General features: G+C 68.0%; 10 protein-coding genes. 3 read left to right on the forward strand and 7 right to left on the reverse strand.

What is annotated here, in order from left to right; genetic code table 11:
* Positions 1-3: 3 nt before the first annotated feature.
* Together KY501_RS21450 and KY501_RS21455 are read right to left on the reverse strand one after the other, a co-directional pair.
* Positions 4-5,394, reverse strand: coding sequence for a WD40 domain-containing protein (locus KY501_RS21450; RefSeq protein ID WP_224365094.1), 5,391 nt, complete (start codon positions 5,392-5,394; stop codon positions 4-6).
* Positions 5,395-5,483: 89 nt separating this feature from the next.
* Positions 5,484-6,521 (reverse strand): patatin-like phospholipase family protein, encoded by a 1,038-nt coding sequence (locus tag KY501_RS21455; RefSeq protein WP_224365095.1) that lies wholly within the window; start codon positions 6,519-6,521, stop codon positions 5,484-5,486.
* Positions 6,522-6,663: 142 nt separating this feature from the next.
* Between KY501_RS21455 and KY501_RS21460 the strand changes: the two genes are divergently transcribed.
* Together KY501_RS21460 and KY501_RS21465 are read left to right on the forward strand one after the other, a co-directional pair.
* Entirely contained in the window at positions 6,664-8,670 is a 2,007-nt protein-coding gene (locus tag KY501_RS21460) for a protein kinase domain-containing protein (protein WP_224365096.1), read from the forward strand.
* 135 nt (positions 8,671-8,805) lie between these two features.
* Positions 8,806-13,155, forward strand: coding sequence for an OmpA family protein (locus KY501_RS21465; protein WP_224365097.1), 4,350 nt, complete (start codon positions 8,806-8,808; stop codon positions 13,153-13,155).
* A 134-nt stretch (positions 13,156-13,289) separates the two neighbouring features.
* On the opposite strand, the gene KY501_RS21470 is transcribed toward KY501_RS21465, so the two are convergent.
* The 5 genes from KY501_RS21470 to KY501_RS21490 all read right to left on the reverse strand — a co-directional run bounded on the left by KY501_RS21470 (position 13,290) and on the right by KY501_RS21490 (position 21,170).
* On the reverse strand, positions 13,290-14,423 hold the full coding sequence (locus tag KY501_RS21470) for a hypothetical protein (protein ID WP_224365098.1): 1,134 nt from the start codon (positions 14,421-14,423) through the stop codon (positions 13,290-13,292).
* Positions 14,424-14,594: 171 nt separating this feature from the next.
* Positions 14,595-15,542, reverse strand: a complete 948-nt coding sequence (locus KY501_RS21475) for a DUF2381 family protein (RefSeq protein ID WP_224365099.1) — start codon at positions 15,540-15,542, stop codon at positions 14,595-14,597.
* A gap of 99 nt (positions 15,543-15,641) precedes the next feature.
* Positions 15,642-17,633 carry a serine/threonine protein kinase gene (locus tag KY501_RS21480; RefSeq protein WP_224365100.1) on the reverse strand — a complete coding sequence of 664 codons (1,992 nt, stop codon included), beginning with the start codon at positions 17,631-17,633 and terminating at the stop codon, positions 15,642-15,644.
* Positions 17,634-17,721: 88 nt separating this feature from the next.
* Positions 17,722-19,062: a hypothetical protein gene (locus KY501_RS21485; RefSeq protein ID WP_224365101.1), complete on the reverse strand. Its 1,341-nt coding sequence runs from the start codon at positions 19,060-19,062 to the stop codon at positions 17,722-17,724.
* Entirely contained in the window at positions 19,059-21,170 is a 2,112-nt protein-coding gene (locus tag KY501_RS21490) for a hypothetical protein (protein ID WP_224365102.1), read from the reverse strand. Before KY501_RS21490 ends, KY501_RS21485 begins: the two co-directional genes overlap by 4 nt.
* Positions 21,171-21,536: 366 nt before the next feature.
* Here KY501_RS21490 and KY501_RS21495 point away from each other — a divergent pair, with 366 nt between their 5' ends.
* Positions 21,537-22,148: a hypothetical protein gene (locus KY501_RS21495; RefSeq protein WP_224365103.1), complete on the forward strand. Its 612-nt coding sequence runs from the start codon at positions 21,537-21,539 to the stop codon at positions 22,146-22,148.

Raw genomic sequence — 22,148 nt, forward strand, 5'->3', positions numbered from 1 at the left:
GCCTCAGTCCTGCTGGGGCCTGGGCCAGGTCGGCCGCCACAGTCCGGCCTCCGACATGTGGTCCGCCCACTCCTGCGGGGTCAGCTCCTTGCGCCCGGGGATCTCGGCCACACGCCGCTGCAGCTCGCTGGTCTCGATGGGGTGCACCAGCACCTGACTCGCTCCCGCCGCGACCACGTACCTGCCATCCGGGCTGATCGACAGCGCACGGACCTCACCAATCTGCCCCTCCAGTCTCCGCGTCACGGACCAGCTCCAGGTCTCGGTCCCAGAGCCGTCCTCCTTCTTCCCGGCCCGAGGGATCCGCTCCCAGATGAGCACCTGGCCGTCGGCGCCGCCCGAAGCCAGGTACCGCCCCCGGGGCTCCCAGGCGAGCACACAGACCCTGGTCCTGCGTGAATCCGCCTCGCTGGCGGACTCGATCTGGAGGCTGCCATTCACAGTCTGGACGCTCCAGATGCGCACGCCTTGCGTGTCTCCCGTCGCGAGCCATGGCCCGTCCGGGCACCAGGCCGCCGCAGTGACGGCCCCCAGGTGCTGAAGCATGAGCGGCGACTCGTCGCTCTTCCTCACGGGCCCGCCGCTCTGCGCATCGAACAGCGAGGCCCAGCCGTTGTTGCACGCCGTGACGAGGAACTGCCCCTGGGGATCATAGGCAAGCGCCCAGACGCCATCGCGCTCACGGGGATCTCCAGGATGCGTCAGCGGGACCAACGGCTGGAGGGTCTTGGCATCATGCACCGCCGCGCCGTTGGGCTCCCAGCGGGACACCGCGAGGCGAACCCGCTTCGGATCACCCGCCGCGATGCGCGGATCCCACGCGATGGAGTGGAAGTCATGCGCGGCCCGGTACTCACCGAGCCATCGGCCCGACTCGACCTCCCAGACCGCGACGCCCCGGGTGTACTTCACGGCCAGGAACCGGCTGTCCGGGCTGAACACCACCTGGACGCCGACGATCGGGCTCGGGGTGTCATGGTTCCGGGAGCCCTGGAACGCAGGCCCCTCCCGGGGCTTCCAGTCCTGGGTCCGGAAGAGCACGGGCTGCGCCTCTCCGTACCGGATGGCAGCGACCCACCGTCCATCCGGGCTCCATGCGGCCCAGGCCTGTCCCTTGGCCTTGGGCAGCAACTGGCTCACCCGCTGCCCCGTATTCGGATTCCACACGCAGACGGAGCCATCGTCGCTGGCCGTCAGGACCTGCTCCGTGTTGCTCGGGTGGCAAGCGATGACACTCACTGGCTGCTCGTGCTCCGTGAAGGTCACCTGCGCACTGGCCGTGGTGTGCCACTCCCGCAAGGTGCCGTTCACCGAGCCCGTCAGGAGAACGGAGTCCTGTCCTGGCCGCCAGGCCGCCCGGGTGATCACGGAGAGGTGACCGTAGAGGCTCATCTCTAGCTCGCCCGTCAGGGCCTGCCAGACGATGCAGCGGGCATCCTGGTCCCACGTAGCGACGCGCTTGCTGTCGGGATGCCACCGGGCTCCGGCGATCAGGCTGCCCGTCATGCGCAGGATCATCACGAAGCGGCCCGTGTTCGCCTCCCAGATGCGCACCGAGCCGTCCTCGCCCGTCGTCAGGAGCCAGCGGCCATCGGGGGACCACGCCAGATCGATCACCGGGCCGCGGTGCCCATCACACGCGTAGCAAGACAGTCCGGCGCGGGTGAAGACGCGCGCGCCCTGCTCGCTCGCCACGGCGATCCGGTCACCGCCTCGGTGCCAGGCAACCTGCGATACCGCGCCCAGCTCCGAGGCGAGCACCTTGCGCGGCACCTCGCCCCGGCCCACACCCTCCCAAAGGCTGACCGAACCATCCACGGCCCCAGAGATCACCCGGCTGCCATCCGGACTCCAGGCCGCGCACCGCACTGGCGCCGAGTGCGCGAGGGTGCCAGCCGGAGCCCATGAGCCATCCGGCAGGGCGTTCCACACAGCGAGCTTCTTCTCATCCGAACCGATCCCGAGCAGCCGCTCCGAGCGAGGGGAGAACTGAACGCCGAACGGATCCCAGCTGCCTACCTCGAAGACGGCGATCTGCCGCCAGCCCTTCGCCCCATCCGCTCGCCGATGGAGCCGCATCTTCCGGTCGCGCCCGGCGGTCGCGAGCAGATGACCGTTGGGAGACCAGGCCAGGCCCCGGATGCCGGGATCCGAACCGCCGAGATGCTCGATCTGCTGCAGAGGCTCGGGCTGTGAATGGCCCGCGTCCCAGATCCGCACGATGCCGTCTTCGGTCCCGGTGGCGACGTACTGCCCATCCGGGCTGTACTCGAGGTGCGTCACATCCAGGGGCCCCGCGCTCCACTCGGCGGTGCACCACCCGCGACGCGCCATGGCCATCCGCAGCACCCGATCCGCTTCGGGGCCTGGGTCCAGCTCCGCAGCCTCGATCGCCAGCAACCGGCCGAGTTCCAGATCGCCCCGGGAGCACTGGACCGACGCGGCCAGGGTCAGCGTCCGCGAAAGGGCGCGCGTCTCCGCCCGTTGGCGCAAGAGGCGCTCCTGCTCGAGCTGCACCTCCAGCTCGTTGCGCTCCTCGGGAGAGCGGATCTCGGGGCTGACCTCGAACGAGATGGACTCCTCACCGACAGCGCTCTCCTCTCGCAACTCCGTCGCCGTGACACCTCGCCTCCGAAGGTACTCGCACAGCGTGCGGACGCGCTGCTGGCCCAGTGCCTCCGTGCGAGCGGTGACCCGGACGGTGATGGCCTTCAGCTCCAGGTGCGCTCGCAGGAACTTCGCGATCTCGTCCAGCGCGGCCGAGGAACGCGGGGTGAGCTCCGCCGCGCCCTCGAAACCGATCCAGCCGTAGTAGACGAGCGTCTTCTCATCCTTGCCAAGGTGGACCGCGGCCGGCGGATGCCGGAGCAGCTTCCGGAACGCGCTCTGCGCCTCCGCGATGGCCTGCTGCAACGGGAGCACCTCCGCGGCCTGTGCCACACCGTCCTCTGCTCCCTGGAGCAGCTTCCCTGGCTTCCGCTCCTGGGCAAAGGCCCGGTACATGACATCCGCGCTCTGAGCCTGGGTTTCTCCGAGTCCTCGGAAGAACATGGGCACCATGCGGAGCAGATCCTCCGCCCGGAGCAGCGGGTTGCTCTCGAGGAAGAAGCGGGCCAGGGGCATCCGGCCCGGCTTTCGCGGCAGCCTGCGACGAACGTTGGGGATGCAGTTCGAGGCGATCACCAACCCCACGCCCTCCTGCCGCACCACGTTGGTGGGGACGTTGGCCACCACGCCACCATCGATGTAGCGGCTGCCTCCGATGATCGTCGGCCCCATGGGAGGCAGGGAGCCGCTCGCGCGAACACCTCGGGCGTACGTGCCGTTTCGCACATCCCACTCGACACCCAGGTCCGCGTCGGTGACCACGGGGATGAAGACGATCTCCGTCTCGTCCAGCTTGATGAACCCCAGATCGTAGAGCAGCAGCCACTCGAAGACAGCGCTCGTGAAGAAGTAGGTGCCCATCAAGAGCAGGATGGGGTTGATCCGCTTCGTGAAGAGCTCCAGCCCCGCCTCATCCCGCGTCGCGAAGTAGGCACCCACGGTGGAGCCCACACTGGAGCCCGCGATCACATCGATGGGCAGCCCCTGCGCGAGCAGCCCCCGGATGAGCGGCAGGTGCTCCGAGCCGTACATGCCTCCGCCCCCGAGCGCCAATCCGATGCGCCGGCCGGTGATGCCCCGAGCCCACCGATCGATGCTCGCCATGGCCGGCTCCTGATCCGGCCCGCCGAGCGAGAGCGCCTCGAAGGACAAGGGCTCTTGAAGCGAGCCTCGCTTCTTCAACGCATCGACCAGGGGCTTCCCGAGCCGGACACGAACAGTACCCGCCGGCCAACTGGCCGTGGACTCCACGGGTTTGAGCGCATCCAGCACTCCCCCGAGCCTCTCGCGCGCGGCCGTCTTGAGCCCGTCCAACGCATGCTTCACCCGAGCGAGCGCCAAGGGCGCGCTGATGCCATCACCCTGTTTCACGAGCGCGTCGACAGGCTCCTGCTGGAGGAGCAGCGCCGTCCGCACCACGCCAACCCTCGACGCCAGCAGTTCGAGCGGAGGCTCCACATCCGGCCGCGTCAGCAGGTGCACCAGCTTGAAGCGCAGATCCTTCGACGTGCGCAACATCTCGAGGAGATCCACCTCTCCCTCCTCGGGCTCATCGATGGAGGAGAGATCCACGAGCGTGACGTCCGCGTGCTGCTCCGCCTCGCGGCTCGCGAGCAGCTGCTGGATGCGATGGCCCACGTCCTCCTTGTTGCTCGAGAGGACGATCTCCTGATGCTCGATCCAGGTGGGCTCCTCCTCGCCCTCCTCACGCTGCGCATTGCCCAGCCCGATGGGCTGCGGCTTCACGAACCAGCGCCGGGAAGCCTCGGGAGAGCCCGGCGGCATGAGATGGAGCACCAGCACCCGATCGCAGAGCTTCAACGCCAGCCGCTCGGCCAGCAGATCCGCCAGCCCCCGAAGCACTCGCGTCTCCCGGTACTCGGCGGGCAGGGAGGGATCCGCATACAGGACGAACACACCACTGCCAGCGGTGACGCTCTTCGCGTGGTTCGGGTCGATCTCCTCGTTGGTGTTGCGCGCGATCGCGGAGCGGAAGTCCGGGTCCTGCTGGAAGAGCGTCCAGAAGGTCTCGGCCTTCAACCGGATCATCCGTGCCGCGCCCGACGACGACACGCTGAACTCCATGGGATGGCCGCGGACCAGCTCCGCCATGCCTACGACTGCCGGCGCGTCCTGCCGCATCCGGTGCGTCCCCGAGCGCCGGAAGTCGAACGAACCCTCCAGCGCCACGTACACCGACGAAGAGGGACGCCCCTGCTCCAGCAGCTCCAGCGGAGGCTGGCCCTCGATGATCTCGGCCTCGTCGAGCAACCGCTGCAACAGCCGCGCGGGGATGGAGGCCAGCTCCGGAAGCGCCGCGAGCGTCTCCACGATGACGGGTGCCAGCTCCTGGAGACGGACCGCCCGCGCCAGCGACGTGAAGAGCGCATTCGGCAGGCCCTCCACCGTAAAGAGCTCCTGGAAGTGCCGCGAGTCCAGCTCGAGCACCGTGGTCCGCTCCTGGGCGAACACCCTCACCTCCGGGCTCGACGCGGCCGAACGCCCTTGGATGGCGGCCACCACCGCATCCCCGCCCAGCAGCGACAGCGGACCGTATTGCCGCTGTCTCCCGTCGACCGAGGAGCTCGCCTGGACGCGGCCCCAGAGCACCACGCGAAACACGCCGGAGCCCGAGCCCGCGTGAAGCTCCTCTCCGGGAGCGTACCGCCGGATTTCGAAGCGGCTCGCGATGTCCTCGCTCAGGTTCTCATCGAGATCCGTTGAGGTGATCAGCAGCTCCAGCTTCAGCCTGGGGCTGACCTGTGTGTCCACCGGGTTCGTCGTCAAACCAGCTCCTTCGCGTGAGCGCCTCGGTGTGGCCATGTGTCGACTTGTATACAAACAAACGCTGACAACACATGTCCAACGCCGGAGCCTCAGGCTCGGCTGTGGGGTTCGTTCACGTTCACGTTCGCGTCGATCCAGTCGAGCCCCGGGAGGACCGTCGCGAATCGCTTCTCCGCCTCCTCGTCCAGGAGGCTCCTCATGCGCTCCGGGGCCAGGATGAGCCCCGCGAGCCACTCCACCTCGGGGATGATGCACCGGACCCGGTGGTAGCGCGCGCCGAGCAGCTCGGCGCACTGCAGATCCACCGTGTCCACCGAGCCCTGGAACAGGGCATCCGGCAGGTACAGCGCGCGTCCGAGCAGCATGCTCCACCCGGAGCGGTCGAGCCGATCCATCCAGCGCGGCAGTCCCGAGAGCCGTCCCCTGCCGGGAGCCGTCGGATCAGCGGAGCGCACCGTCGTCCCCAGGGACAGCAGCTTCAACTGGCCCAGCGGATCGCCCGCCGCCGTGCCGTGGCGCTCCAGGTGCGCGCAGGCCTCCTGCACGGCCACGAGCGCGGGGTTGTTCGTCACGTACGCCCCATCCACGTACTCGAGCCCATCCAGCGGACTCCGGTGCGGGGGCAGGATGGGAATGGCCGCCGTGCACGCGAGCGCCACGTCGACGAGCGTGCGGCGCCGCTCTGCCTCGGACTCGAAGTCGAAGCTGCGGAACACGCGCCTGCGCCACGTGGACTTCTCATAGGCCAGCACAGCGAACTTGCGGCCCTGCTGATCCAGCTCCCCCAGGTGGGCCTGGGCGCCGAGGTATCGCTCGAACAGTTGCTCGAAGGCCTCGGCGATGGAGCGCGAGCCCCGTCCCCGCGCGTACTGCCACAGCCGGCGCGGGCCAGGCCGGAGGATGGCGCCGATCTCATGGAACACGTCGATGCAGTCATCCAGCGCGCGGAGATTCTGGGCCGGAGTGCCGCGCCGAGCCGCGAGCAGGAGCGCCGCCACCGCTCCATCGGAAATGCCTGAGAAAAACTCCACTCGTGAGAGAAAACCGGGGCGCAGCAACTCGACACGCCGCAGCAAGCGCAGGGCGAGCACGATGGAGATTCCCCCGTCAAAGGAAAGGATGTTCATGCAGGGCTCCTGCGAGAGGCTTACGGGCGGTGACGCAAGGGGGCACATCGAGTTATGCTGAATATTGTTCACCTACATTGGAAGGCGAACAGGCGCTACCCGCTCTCGGCCCAGAGATGCGTAGCCCCGATGGATATGGAGCATGACTGAACGCCTCATCAGCGGCAGATACCTCCTGAAGCGGAGCATTGCGGGCGGCGGCATGGGCGCCATCTGGCTCGCACTGGACACCCAGCTCCAGAGGCATGTGGCCATCAAGCTGATGGCCTCCCACCACCTCACCTCCCCCGAGTCGCGGCAGCGCTTCGCGCTGGAGGCCAAGGCCATTGCCCGGCTGCAGAACCCGCATGTCGTACAGATCTACGACTACGGCATCGACGAGGGGGACGTTCCGTACATCGTCATGGAGCTGCTGGAGGGCGAGGATCTCGCGGCCCTGCTCGAGCGGCGCCTGAAGCTGTCCCCCGAGGCGGTGGTCCCGCTGCTCAACCAGGTGGCCCGAGCCCTGACGGCGGCACACCTCGCGGGGGTCATCCACCGCGATCTCAAGCTGGGCAACATCTTCCTGGCCCGCCTCGACGGCGAGGAGGTGGTCAAGGTTCTCGACTTCGGACTGGCGCTGATGGACGCCACCGAGAACGCCGCCAACACCGAGAGTGAAGTGGCGGGCACGCCCCGTTACATGAGCCCCGAGCAGATGCGGGGACAGACCGATCTGGATCACCGCGCGGATGTCTGGGCGCTGGCCGTCGTGCTGTACCGGCTGCTGACGGGGGACTTCCCCTTCTCTCCGCAGGCGCTCGAGACGCTGCGGCTGGGCACCGCGACCGTGCTCCCCACGCCGCCCTCGCGCATGGTCCCCGAGCTGGGCACCCAGTTGGATGAGTTCTTCGCCCGGGCCCTGGCTCCGGAGCTCTCGCAGCGCTTCTCCTCGGCCCGGGAGCTGGCCGCCGCCTTCACCGCGCTGGTGGAGACCGGTCGGCCCACCCGCGCCGCGAAGGTGCTCGTCGTCGATGACGAGCCGGACATGGCGCTGGTGATGCAGCTGCTGCTGCGCAAGGAGATCGAGGAGAACATCTACGAGTTCGTCTTCGCCTCCAACGGCGAGGAGGCGCTGGAGAAGCTGCGCCAGCACCCGGATGTGGAGGCCATCCTCTCGGACCTGAAGATGCCGAAGATGGACGGGCTCACCTTCCTGGGCCGCGTGGGCGAGGTCAACCCGCTGGTCAAGGTCATCATCGTCTCGGCCTACGGCGACATGGGCAACCTGCGCACGGCGATGAACCGGGGCGCCTTCGACTTCCTGGTCAAGCCCATCAACTTCGATGATCTCCGGAGCACGCTGGAGAAGACGATCAAGCACGTCCGGGAGCTGCGCCGGATGCTGCGCTCCACCGAGGAGAACGATCTGCTGCGGATGTTCGTGAACGGCGGCGTCGTGGAGCGGGTCCTCTCGGCGGTGCGCACGCCGCTGAGCGTGGCCGGCGAGAAGGTGGAGAGCACGGTCGTCTTCATCGACGTGAAGGACTTCACCGAATTGACCCGAGGAGATCAGCCGGAGCAGGCGATCCAGCGGCTGAACGCGAACTTCGAGGTCATCGTCCCCGAGCTCGTCTCCCGAGGCGGAGTGGTGGACAAGTTCGTGGGAGACGCGGTGATGGCCGTCTTCCGGGGCCAGGGGCACATGGGACGGGCGCTCGACGCCTGCCTCTCGGCGCGGCAGCAACTGCGCGCCATGGCCTTCCGGGCCGGAGAGGGCTCGCCCTACTCCCATGGCGTCTGCATCGGCGTGGACTCGGGAGCGTTGGTCTCGGGCAGCATCGGCGCCAGGACGCTGGGCCGGCTGGACTACACGGTGCTGGGAGACGTGGTGAACCGGGCGGCGTGGTTGGCCTCTCTCGCGGAACGAGATCAAATTCTCATCCGCGAAGAACTCAGCCAGCAATTGGACTCGGGCTTCGAGTGCACGCCGCTCGGCGCGCGCGAGCTGCCCGGCACGAGCGTCCCGCTCCGCGTCTCGGAGCTGGTGCACCGCAGGGAAGCCGTGGTGCCTGCGGCGGACTCGACCATCCGCCCGCCCATCCGGGAGAGCGTGCCCCGGCTCGCCGCGCTCAACGCGGCCTCCGGCAAGGACGCGGGCTCGCACTGAAGCCAGGGCCTCCGGCCCCGCGAGCAGAGCGGGCTGGAGACGATTTGTCCGGTGGCCTTGGGGGGACTGGCCATGGAGTTGCAAAGAGAATAGACAGCCTCCGCGCCTGGCCTGCGCCAGACACAGGAGTCGTCTATGCACACCAACCTCTCCGCACGTATCGAGCCCACGGGCTCCCCCGCTTCTCGAAGCCTCCGTGCGGCGCTGCTCGCCCTCTGCTGTGTGATCGGCACGGCTTGTGAGCAGACCGACGTCACGCTGCCGCCCAAGAACCAGACCCAGTCCCTGGCCGGAACGGATGGCGACTTCACGGTCACCGAGCCCAATACGGTCCTCAACCGGTATGCGGTGCTCGCCACGGATGCCCAGGCGGGCGCCACCAGCGTCCAGGTCGCGGCCTCCGCGGATCTGAACGATCCGAACTTCGGTGTGCTGGCCGCCGGTGATCTCGTCTTCTTCATCCAGATGCAGGGCGCGTCCACCGACACCTCGGACAGCCCGAACTCCGGCGCCATCCCCCACCTCAACAGCGCGGACCTTCACGAGTTCGCGATCGTGTCGCGCGTGGAGGGCAACGTCGTCCATCTGGCGTGCAGCGGGCTGCGGAACAGCTACACGGTGGAAGGGCGGACGCAGGTGGTGCGCGTCCCGCGTCTCAACAACCTCACCGTCAACAGCGGCGGCTCGGTGGTGGCGAAGTCCTGGGACGGCCAGAGCGGCGGCGTCGTGGTGCTCCACGTGAACGAGCTCACTTCGCTGGCAGGGACGATCGACGTCAGCGGCCAGGGCTTCCGCGCGGGCGCGGATGGCGGCAGCGGCGGCATCGTCTACCTCACCTCCACCCGCGTGAACGGCAGCGGCGCCATTCTCGCCAATGGAGGAAACGCCAAGGACACGACGCCCGCGCACGACAACGCGCCGAGCGGCGGCGGCAGTGGCGGTACCGTGGTGGTCCTCAGCAGCGACCTGGCGGACGTCTCCGTGTCGGCCCATGGTGGCTCTGGCGGCGCGACTGCTGGGGCCTCGGGCCAGGTGTTCGAGGCACCGGCGACCCCTCAGCCGTGGCTGGCTTGCACCCCCGTCGATCTGAGCGTCACCGTCACCGACGACTTGGACGTCTCCATTCCTGGGGTGACCAGCCCATACACCGTGATCGTCACCAATGCCGGCCCGGGGATCGCGACAGACGCTCCCATCTCCGTGACGATGCCCCCGGATGCCTCTGGTGCCTCGTGGACGTGCACGGCGTCGGGAGGCGCGTCCTGCGCGGCAGCCAGCGGCACGGGGCCTATCTCCTCCACCATCACCGTCCCGCCCGGCGGCACTGTCACCTTCAACTACAACGTGACTCTGAGCGAGATGGCCACCGTCGGGAACCCGGAGGTGACGGCCACCGTCTCGGCGCCGACGACGTGCACCGACAACACCCCCGGCAACAACACCGCCACGGACACCAACACGATCCAGGCGGAGTCGCAGATGTCGATCATGCTCACCGACTCACCGGATCCCGCGGAGGAGGACAAACCGCTGACCTACAGCGCCAGGCCGTACAACGGTGGTCCCAACTACTCCGGTCTGATCAAGGTGACGTTCGACATCCCCTCGGGAACGACGTTCTCCAATGCCACCGGGCCGGGCTGGAGCTGCTCCAACACGGCGACCCAGGTCATCTGCACCTATCCCAACCAGGCCCCCAACGGAGGCGTTCCCGTCTCCATCGTGGTCATCCCCACCATCGAGACCGGGACGCTCAACGCCAGCGTCTACATCGAGGCGCAGACGGACTCGAGCCCGGAGGACAACACGGACTCGGCGACCACGCAGGTCAACGCCACCAATGATCCGCCGACGAACAACCTGCCGGGCACGCAGACCACGCCCGAGGACACCCCGCTGGTCCTCTCGCCAGCCAACGGCAATTCGATCTCCATCTACGACACGGACGCGGGAGACGGCACCCTCCAGGTGACGCTCACCATCACCCATGGCACCCTCACGCTGGGCGGTACCTCGGGGTTGACGTTCACCGTGGGCGACGGGGCGTCGGACACGACGATGACCTTCACCGGCAACATGACCGACATCAACGCGGCGATCGCGACGATGACGTTCACGCCGGACGCCAACTACTTCGGCGAGGCCTACCTCACCATCGTCACGAACGACCAGGGCAACACGGGCCCGGACGGCCCCAAGACGGACACGGACACGCTGACGATCATCATCACCCCGGTGAACGATCCGCCCACGGCCGTGGATGACACGCTCAGCATCCCCGGCGGCACGAAGCGGACCGATGTGAACGTGCTGGACAACGACTCGTTCGAGCCGGACGCGGACGAGACCCTCGTCGTCATCGAGGTGACGCAGGGTAACCAGGGCGGAACGGTGACCATCGTCGACGGGGGCGCCCGCGTCGAATACGTGCCGGTTCCGGGCTTCGCGGGGCCCGAGACCTTCACCTACACCATCAGCGACGGGAATGGGGGCACCGCGACCGCCACGGTGACCATCACGGTGGGAGAGCTCCACCGGCGGGTGGTGGGCAGAGGCTGCAGCGCCTCGGACGAGAGTCTGCCGAGCGCTTTCTGGATGCTGCTCGCCCTTGTGAGCCTCACCCTCCTGGGCCGCCGGAGCGCCCGCGCTTCCTCCACTCGGGGCATCAGCGCCCTGTTTGGATTGGGAGCCGTGGCGGTGCTGGCGGCGTCCTCTCCCGCGCAGGCGCAGAGTTCGACGGCCATCGACGTCCAGCAGTTCAAGCCCGCCCCGGGCAAGGCGGACGTGCTCGGCCTGCACGGCCCGGGAGTGCCGGGACACCTGAGCTGGCGCGCGGGCCTGTTCCTCAACTACGCGCATGACCCGCTGGTGGTCGTCAACTCGGACAACGACGATCTGCTCCAGCACCTGGTGAAGAACCAGCTGGGGTTTGATCTGATGGGCGCCGTGGGCCTGGGCAAGCGCTTCGAGCTGGGTGCAGCCCTCCCGCTCAACCTGCAGCACGGCGAGTTCAACGAGAGCATCACGAGCACCGGGGAGCAGACGTGGAAGGGCGGCCTGGGTGACCTGCGGCTCGTTCCGAAGGCGCTGCTGCTCGACCGCGACAGCGTTCGCCTGGCGCTCGTCGCGCCGGTGGTGCTCCCTACGGGTGGGAGCAAGGATCTGCACGGCCAGAAGGGCGTGGGAGTGCAGCCTCGCGTCGCGGCGGACTACACCTTCGAGGGAGGCACCCGGTTGCTCGCCAACGTGGGTGTGAACGTGCGCAGCCGGCAGGAGCTGCTCAATCTCTCGGTGGGTAACGAGCTGACGTACGGGTTCGGCGCCGCCATTCCGTTTCAGGTCCAGGGCCAGCCGGTCACGGCCCTCGCCTCGCTGGCGGGTGCCCTGGGACTGGGCGCCACGGGTGGAACGGACCAGGAGGAGATCCCCCTCGAATTACAGGCCGCCATCCAGTACCGCTTCAGCAAGGAGGTGCTGGGCACGGTGGGACTGGGCCGCGGCATGACGCTCGGCTACGGCATGCCTGTGTTCCGGGTGTTCACCGGCCTTGTGTGGACCGTGGAGCAGGAGCCTCGCTCCCGCGTGAAGGACTCGGACGGCGATGGCCTGGTCGACTTCGATGACGATTGCCCGGATGACCCGGAGGACAAGGACGGCTTCCAGGATGACGATGGCTGCCCCGACCTGGACAACGACCAGGACGGCATCCCCGATACGTTGGACAAGTGCCCGCTGGTGGCGGAGGACAAGGACGGCTTCCAGGATGACGACGGTTGCCCCGAGCCCGACAACGACCAGGACGGCATCCCCGACACATTGGACAAATGCCCGCTGGAGGCGGAGGACAAGGATGGCTTCCAGGACACGGACGGCTGCCCTGACCTGGACAACGATCAGGACGGCATCGTCGACACGGCGGACAAGTGCCCGATGCAGCCGGAGGACAAGGACGGCTTCCAGGACCAGGATGGCTGCCCCGACCCCGACAACGACCGGGACGGCGTGGACGACGCGCACGACCAGTGCCCGACCGAGCCCGAGACCATCAACGGCGTGGACGACGCGGACGGGTGCCCGGACAAGGGCAAGCCGCAGGTCGAGGTCCAGGGCCGGAAGATCGTGATCCTCGAGAAGGTGTACTTCGCGACGAACAAGGACGTGGTGCTGGCGCGCTCCTTCCCGCTGCTTCAGCAGGTGGGACAGGTGCTCCGGGGCAACTCGCAGATCACCAAGGTCCGCGTCGAAGGCCATACGGACGACCGCGGAGAGAATGACTTCAACATGGACCTGTCGCAGCGCCGCGCGAACAACGTGCGCAAGTTCCTGGTGGAGCAGGCGGGCATCGCTCCGGAGCGCCTGGAGGCCGTGGGCTACGGAGAGACGCAGCCGGTGGACACGAACAAGACCGACCAGGGCCGCGAGAACAACCGGCGCGTCGTCTTCACCATCCTCGAGATCGATGGAGAGTCCGCGACTCCTCCCTGACGCACCCGGTGACCGCCACGGCGTTCCGTCAACAGGGACGCCGTAGCGAAGGCTGAAAACAACGGAAGTTACTGAGGGCCCGGGTGACAACACCTGGGCCCTTTTTCATAGGAGTCACGGCTGGGGCGGACGCATCACCAGACCCGGAAGGAGTCAATCGCCGCCACCACGTCCGGCCGTCCTTCCGAGAAGGACTTCGAGGGCCCCAGCGCGATGATCTGGTAGATGGTATCGGGCGCGGACAGCAGCCGGATCTGGTAGTCGACCTCCACGCCCTGGACCCTGCCGGTCGCTTGGATGTCGCATGCGGGCAGGTTCATGAAGGTGCTGCAGGTGGGCGAGTCCGCGTGAAAGTTCTTCACGGCCTTGCGGAGGTTGCCCGTGACGAGGTCCGCGAAGCGGTCCATGCTCACCTGCGCGTTGGCGGGGAGCTTCTCACCGATGATGATGATGTGCGCACCGGAGCGGGTGTCGATCAGCCAGCGGTCCGCCAGGGGGTTGTCCCGCCGCGCATCCGCGTCCTTGCGCAGACGCCAGGATTCGCCCGGTCTCTCCATCTGGAAGTGGAACTTCTGCCCCTGAAGCGTGCCATCGGCGATGTCGTCGGTGTTCGCGGAGATCGCCAGCCCCTGGAGGCCGAGCAGATCCCCTCCCGTGCCCAACGCGTAGAGGCCGGCCACTTCGAAGAGCACGCACAGGCCCACTCCCGAGAGCGCCACACCTCGACGCAGCAGCGAGGGTGTGCCGACCATCAGCATCAAGAGCCCACAGGAGAAGGCGAACTGAAAGCCCATGGCCAGCACCTCGCCCTCGGCCAAATGGAGCGCCGAGAAGAGAATCAACCCCAGTACGCACCGCACGATGGCGAGCGTCTGGTACCGAGTGCTTCCGCTCAGCAGGGAGATGCCCAGGGCCGCGTCGATGACGATGGAGGGCAGCATCGTAGGGCCTGAGAGGAACCCGCTCCCTCCAGCCTGGGGGACGATGACCTTCTCTGCCGCGACGAGCAGTGCGTTCAGGATGAGGACACAACCCGCGAGGCGCAGCGCGGGGTTCTGTGCCTCGGGCTTCGGGGCAGGCTCTTCGGCCACCTCGGCGGTTCCCTCACTGCGGGTGGAATGGGCGCTCGAAAAGTCCTCGGTGGCTTGCATCGGTGCGGCCAGGGTGGCCGGAGCCGTATCGACGGGGCTGCCGCAGCGCGGGCAGGTTCCCTCGGGACGCTGACGGTGCTTGAGTTGGCAGGACGGACAGGCAATCCAGGATTCCAATGTGGTTTTCCCCCTCCTGCCGGGAGAGACAGCGAGGAGAAAAATGATGCGGTGTTTCGGGAACGCGAACCCACGAATCCCGCAGGGCCTCTGCCGTCTGCCCCGAGGGTCGCAGTGCCGGCCGCAGGAGACGGACTCGCTCTTCGGATGTCGCCCGGATTGGTAGCGAAGTCAGTGATCCGCTGAACCCAGTGCTGGAGGGAAGACCACGCCCTCCACCGTGATACTGCGCGCCCCCCCGGCATCCCATAGCTTGAGGGTGTAGATGCCTTGAGCCTCCTTCTTGGAGACCTCGGCTTCCACCACCACGCTCTGGAATTTCCCCAACACAAGGGGTGCGGCCTGCCAGAGAGGGAGCACCGGAACCTCGCGTCCGTGCGCATCCACCAGCGTCGCGCCCTCGGCCACCCAGGGCTGCTCGCCGGAGAGGAGTTGCAGCTTCAGCTCCACCGCAACGCGAGTACTGGAGCGGTAGCTCCACACCCGCTTGGCATCCACCACACTGCCCTTGCGCACGGTGTAGCGCCATGGGGGAAGGGAGAGATTTTCGGAGGCGACCCCGCCCAGGTCCCCACCCATGAGCCCCGCGCTCACCAGGCCCCGCAGCCCCTCGGGCTGGCTCTGGGAGGCGCGCAGTTGGGCGTTCTCCTGCTGGCACTGGCGCACCTGCTCCCGCCGCTCGACCACCTCGCGCTGGTAGGACTCCACCGTGCGCGCCCGCCGTTGCACCTCCACCTGCCGCGCCGCTCGGGCCGGATGCGCGTAGAGCAGCACCGTGGCCAGAGCCGGCGCCGCCCCATCCCCAAACCGCACAGTCAGCTTACGCCACTCTCCCGGCAACAGGAGAGCCGTGGGTAGGAGTGTCACAAGCTGCCGGCCCTGCACCCATTGCACCTCCTGCTCCGGGGCATGCACCTCCACCGCTCCAGGCTCCAACGGCGTGTCGAAGAGCAGGTTGGTAGTGGTACCCGGGCTGAGGCACAGCACGAACGGTGCGTTCGACTCCGCGGAGAGCACCAGGGGCTGGGGCGCGGCCTCACAGTCAGGTGGATTGAGAGCAGCCTCCACCCCGGGCGTGGCGGCGAGCACGGCGGACAAAAGCGGCAGAGCGGCGAGCACGGCGAGGTGACCTCCTAGGGTGGCAGGCGGCAACGTGTCCTGGTACGTCGCCTCTACCACGCCTCAGTGCCCCGCTGCGCTCACCCAGCTCGCGTGGCCTCACTCGAACTCGCGCACCGCTTCCACGCCGACGGTGGACTCGACTTCGCCCTCATCCGTCCGTGGCTGGTTCGACTCCAGGCAGACAGGGTACGTCTTGCCATCCTTGGTGGCCTGCACCCAGTGCCCATACGCCCGCTTCTCCGAGAGGAGGATCCTCCCCGAGAGCTGATACGGCGCCTCGAGCTGCCCGAGGTCTTCGCCCATGCGCAGCGTCGTCCACCCCTCCTTGATGGGCACGGGCCTCACATTTCCCTGGTGCCAGGAGAACTCCCCATCCGCCCGCTTGCCGATGCGAATGCCCAGTTGCTCCATGGCTTGCAGCGAGCCCGGCGGGCACGGCTCGGCCGTCACCGGCGGTGGGCGCACTTCCGCGACAGGTCCAGTGCAGGCGGGGGTGGTGCAGATGATGAGCAGGGCCGCCTTCTTCGCGGCCCCCAGGCGCTTGGGTTGCTTCTGCTGCTCAGTCTTCACGGAAGCCTCACGCTGTTGCGCCTTGCCGTCAGTGGCCACGGGCGCGGTAGAAGCCCCCTCGCTTTCGAGAGGAGCCGCTCGCTCAGCTTCCGGTGGTTTCAGAGGGGGCGCTACTTTCCCTTCGCTCTCCCAGGTAGGCAGGTTTCCATCCCACCCGAGCAGGAGAATCGGGGCTGCGGAGGCCTCGGCCGTAGCGCTTTGGGTGGAGGGCTCCGAGGCCGCCCTGTGTCCCTGTAAAGCGAACCACGCGGAGAGCCCTCCCAACGAGAGGAGCAGCCCCACCGCGGCCGCCCCCGTTACACAACGACGACGTGACGAGACCTGGCAAGCCGGTGGCTGAGCGAAGGCCACTGGCTGCTCCGGAGCGGCGGCTGGCTCCGGAATGGGTACGGCAACGGGAGCGACGGGAACACTGTCCGAGGCGGGGAGTGGCTTCGGCACGGCCATACTGCTCGGCTCTGGCGCCACCGGGAGGACCGGGCGCTTGCCACGCCGGGGCTTGGAAGGCCCCCGGGCCCATTTCTCCTCCTCGTCCACGTCCTCAGCTCCGTCCGAGGGCAGGAGGGGTTCCCCGTGAGGCTCGCACAGCGGCTCTTCCCACTCCGGGCCTTGCCGCGCGAGCAAGCCGTCCACTCCCTTCTCCAACCCCGCCGCGTCCGGCCTGGCTTCGGGCTGCTTCACCAACAACCGCAGGCACAGCTCGCTCAGCTCTCGCGGCACCCGAGGGTTGCGCTCGTGCGGCGCCACAGGCTCCTGGTTGAGCACCGCATCCACATCCCCAAGGTTCTCCACCGGAAAAGGCACGTCGTCCGTCAACAGCCAGTAGAGCACCACTCCCACCGCGTACACGTCATCCGGCGGCCTGGGCCGGTAACGCGCTCCCCGCTTGAAGCCATGTTCCCGCGCGAAGCGCCAGGCCTCGGGGCTGCGGTACTCCCACGTACCCGGCGGCATCACCCCTCGCGTCACCGGGGCCGCCTCCTCGCAGCCACTCACGCCGAAGTCCACCAACACCGCCGCCCCGTCCTCCTCTCTCACCAGGACGTTGGCCTCCTTCACATCCCGGTGCACCACTCCGGCCGCGTGCACCGCCCCCAGCCCCTGGCTCAAGTCCCTCAGCAGTTGCAGCACCCGGCGCGCCGAGGGGTTCTCCTCATCCACCCACGTGTCCAGACGCCTTCCCGCCACGTACTCCATCACCACCACCAGGTAACGCGGCTGCGCCTCAGGCCACCGCCAGAAGCCTCGCAGTTGCGCCACATGTCCCTGGCCCACGCGACTGAGCACCACCACCTCTCGCTCGGCCCACCCCGAGTGGTCCTTCAGCGATAGGAACTTCAGTGCGTGCAGTTGATCACCTTGTCGGGCCAGGAACACGGTGCCGAAGCCCCCTGCCCCCAGCCGCCGCTCCACCACATAGGGCCCCACCTTCGTGCCCGGCCCTATCTGCGACACCGAGCTGTGACGCCGCCTCCGGCGCTCCTTCGCCACAGCGGGCCTGACGGCGGGTTCACTCATTGGCGGGCCTCCCTGCAAGGGAGGCTCACGCTAACACAACTGCCCAGGTAGTGCGCTCAATCACCCATGAGCCTGGGAAGCTCAACACTCAGCGCTGGTGGCGCTCGGCCACGCGGTAGAGCTGGGTGAGCGAGAAGTCCAGCAACGCCTGTCGCGAGCGCAGGCACTTGAAGGCGCGCACGAAGGGTAACCACACCCGGGAGCCCACGCGCACCTGGGCCTCCTCCAACTTCTTGCGCGGAATCCACTGCCCACCCAGGTGCTTCACCAGCACCTGCCCCAGGTACGCTCCCACGCTGGGCACTGCCCTCTGGTCGATGAGCTGGCGCTCGAAGATGCGAGGGAAGTCCTCCCACCACAGGTGGAAGTCCAGATCGGTGAGCGACTCGGGACTGAGTTTGAAGAGCGAGGGCACCTCCACGTGCCGCATGGCCACCATGTACTCAGCCAGCAGCGAGTAATGCTCCAGCGCGGCCTTCACGTCCGGCACGTCCGAAGGCAGGGCGGCGTGCTCTGGCAGCCACTCCTCCGGCTCGGGGGGCGGGTGGGCGTTGAGCTCGGCCACCTGCCTCTGGCGCATGGCCACGCCCGCCTCCTCCACCACTCGCGAGAAGAAGGGGGCCACCTCCGGAGGGAAGCGTGGCTCGACGGGGACGAGGGCGGCGTTGCGCTCGTACAGCGAGCCCAGCACCGTGTCGTAGTCCAGTTCCGGGCGCAGATGTACCAGGGCGCGGGCTTGAGCCTTGCGGGCCTCTTCGCGGGTGAAGTCGGCGGCCGTGGGCCAGAGCACCAGCAGCACCGAACCGTTGGACAGTTCCTCCACCCGGTGGGCCGGGGTGGACAGCATGCGCTCTCGCCCCACTTTCTCCACCAACGCAGGCCCGAACACGTTCAACCAGCACACGTCGTAGATCTGATCGAACCCGTCGCGCAGCGTGGTCTGCTGATCGCGCCCGTAATACGGAGTGCCTCCGAGTTGCCCATCCGCCTCGCTGTGGGCATGCGCATAGGGCACGGGGTAGTGGCAGGACCAAGCACGCACCAGCTCCACGAACCTGCGGCAGCGCTCCTCTTCGCCGAAGAAGGTGAGCGGCTGTACATGGATGCTGACACTCAACTGGCGAGGAGATGGGAGGAACGCAAGGCTGACGGACGACGACATGAAGGGATACTTGGTGTGATAGAGACCACAGCTCGTACCGGATGGCCGCTGGCGCTCCTCGAGAGTCCTCCAGACGGCGGTGCGGCCGTACTTGCGACGGCGCTTGGCTGCGACGAAGTCCGGCATCCACTCCCCAGCGTGTTCCTCGAGCGCCTCGAGGAAAGGCGTCAGCGCACGCTCGACGTCTAACTGGGTATCGAAGGTCCCGTCCCAGTAGAACGCCAGTGAGTCCTCCGCATCCAGGTCCTTCCCCGTCAGAAACTTCATTGAAACAGCACCTCCACTCCGGGGACGTTCGTCTTCGCTTCCTTCACAGCCTTGCCCAACCTGCCGGGAGCATTGGGCAAGAGTATCCCCCCCTCGTAGACCAAGCGGACGCGCTGCACCGCTGCAGGCTGCTTGAGCGAAGGCCGCCGAATGTCCACCGTCCCCCCGTAGAAGTCCATGGCCGCTTGGGCATCCGTTGTTATTTGCGCGCTCAGCACCTCTCCCTTCAACAGCGCGAGGTAGCGGCTCTTGAAGCTGAAGGTCTCCACGCGTGGAGCTTGGCCCTCGGGGGGCATCTCCTCGATGACGAGCACGTCCGCGTAGCGGAGGCCGGGCACGCCCGGCTTGGAGAGGCCCACGTGGGTCTCGATGCGTGGCTTGTAGAACTCCTGGAGCCATTGGCGCTGCGCTCGTGGGAGGCGAGCATCCGCATGCAGCACCTCCTCCATGGTGCGCTCGAAGGCCAGACCCCGGGCGAACGCCCCACGCATCTGCTCGTAGGCTTCCCATCGCAGCGGGCCTTGCGCGGCCTGGCCCTGCTCCAACTCCGTGAGCCGTGCCTGGCGGTAGGCCCGGTACTCCTCCCACAGCGCATAGCCCTCCGGCACTCCGGGCGGTGGCGTGGAGAGTGTGGCGTGCAGCTTCTTCAGCAGCGCCACGTCCCCCGGCAGGCGTGGACCCTGTGCTTCCAGCTCGGCCAACCGCAGCTTGGCTTTCAGCACCTCCGCGCTCAGGCCGGCGGCCTCGTCCACCAGCGCGGCAATACCGCCCAGCGTCCCATTGGCTAACTTCGGCTCGGCAGCCCCCGGGCGCTCGGAGGGAGCCTCGGCCAGCCACGCCTGCGCCCGCGCCACGTTGCCACGGGCCTCCCACAGCGCCACGGCCGCCCTCTCCCCTCCAGCACCCACCAGCACTGCTGCTTCCCGGCGCGCGCGCATGTAGCGCGCCAGCTCTCCCACCCCCTCCACCCCCAGACGCTCCGTCAACTGCCACGCCACCTTCCGCAACGCCTCCAGCCTCAGCTCCGGCAGCGACAGCCGTGCTCCAGCGCCATCCCCCGCCAGGAAGCGGGCGGCCTTGCCTTGCACGTACAGCCCCACCAGCAGCGCTGCAGGGGCCAGCTCCCTCGTGGCCTGCTCGTACTTCCCCTGTACCAGCTCGCCCAGCCCGTGCGCGGTGCCTACTCCCAGTTGGTAGAAGCCCAACGGCACACCGAAGGTGAGATGATCGAAGGCGCCCAGCGCCGTGTTGGAGGGGGAGAAGTGCTCTGCCGACAGCGCTCGCTCCAGTGCCCAGGCGGCCTGCTGGTAGGCCGGGGGCATCTGCTGGAGCTGAGCGGCCATGTTCGCGTAGCGCGCACCCTGGCTCACGGCACTGCTGTTGAGTGCATCCGCGGCGGCTTTGCCCAGCCCGCGCAACACGTCCGAACGTTGCTCTGCGCGCTCCGGGAAGGCTGCGAGCTTCAGGCCGCGGTGCTCCAGTTCCTGGAGCACCGCCTCCATGGGCCCCAGCGTCTGGCTCAGCTCCTTGTCCTTCGCCAACAGCCGCAGCAGCTCCTCCAACTCGTCATCGAAGCTGGTGTGGACAATGAAGAGGGCGAACACCTCGGCATAAGCACCGAAGTCCCGCGTGGCCTGGAGCAGGAAGGAAGCGCGCCGGGCGACGAGGGCCCGAGAGGCCTGCGCATCCACCAGCGGCCCCAGCGCTCCCAGCCGCACGGCGCTCCAATCCCCCAGACGCTCCACCACCCGCGCCATGCCCACGCCACGCTGCAACGCCAGGTACGCGCCCACCGACGGGCACCCCAACAGGGGTGCCAGCAACTCCTCGTCACCGTCGGCGTGTTGCGGCCAACCCTCGGGCTGGGATCCACACGGGGGCTCGACTTCATCGGGCTCGACCTGCCGCGCAGGGCTCAGCAGCGCCGAAGCAGGTGCGCCCCAGCGCAGCGCCAACTCCCGGCGGTGCGCCCGCTGCTGGTAGAAGACCTCCGAGCCGGGCGGCGTCGGCAGCGTGGCGCAGCCGCTGGCCAGCAACCCCACCACCAACGCCAACGCCCCTGCGCCGCGCCCCGAGCGCGGCAGGGCCCAGCTCCCATCTGTTCTCATCAGAAGCCCCCCACTGACTGTCTGGAGAACTCCACGTTAGGGCAGTGCTGCCCGCGCAACGATGACACCCGGCGTCGGGTCCACCGCGCGCACCTGCCACGTCGCCCACTTCTCTTCCATCTGCGCGGCACTAATGGGTGCGCCAAGGGTTGCGAGCCGTGCCAACAAAGAGGAGCCCCTTTGGGCACACGTCGGTCCAGGTGGCCCATCCAGCAAGGACGCAGCAGTCAGCGGCTGACACGGCGACTGACACGCCGAACTGGCCTCTCACGCCCTGACTGACACGTCTGACGCTCCATCTGAGAGCGACAGCGTGACGGCATGTCCCTTGCTCAGCCCGTCGGCCAGCAGAGACAGGAGAAGCCCATGACGCAGTATGTGTTCCGGCTGGCAACCCCGTCCGACAGGGCCGCCATCCACCGTTTGCAGGAGCAACGATCCATCGAGCTGAACACTCCCCCGAACGCCCTCGGTGGAGATCCCGAGCGCAGCGAGTTCCTCCTCGTCGAGGCCGTGCGCGCAGGCACAAAACGAGCGGTGGGAGCCCTCTCCCTCACCCGCGCCTCCAGCGCTCCCTTCCAGTTCGAGCAGCTGATCCCCGACGTGTGGCAGCGCATCTACATCCCCACCCTCACGGGCCTCCCGCGCCTGCGCCGCGACGAGCTGGTGGAGCTGGATCCGGGCTATCTGGAGAGGCCTCACCGGAACAGGCAGCTCACCCTGCTCATGCTGGCGGGAGGCCTGCTTCACGCGCAACGCCGGCGCTACCCGGTGGGCATGGGGCTCGCCAGCGCGGCGGAGATGGCGCGAGTGCCCGGAGGCATCTTCCGAGGCACGGGACTGGTGCGCATGGTGGCGGGCGCTCCCCAGGAGCTGGGCGTCTTCTTCCCCTCCCAGAGCGTGGCCCTCATGGCCGAGGTCATCCAGGAGGCCTGCGCCGGGGATGGCCTCATCCCCTGGCACCTCGACGTCAGCTGA

It is taken from the genome of Hyalangium versicolor (assembly GCF_020103695.1).
GTDB classification, from domain to species: domain Bacteria; phylum Myxococcota; class Myxococcia; order Myxococcales; family Myxococcaceae; genus Hyalangium; species Hyalangium versicolor.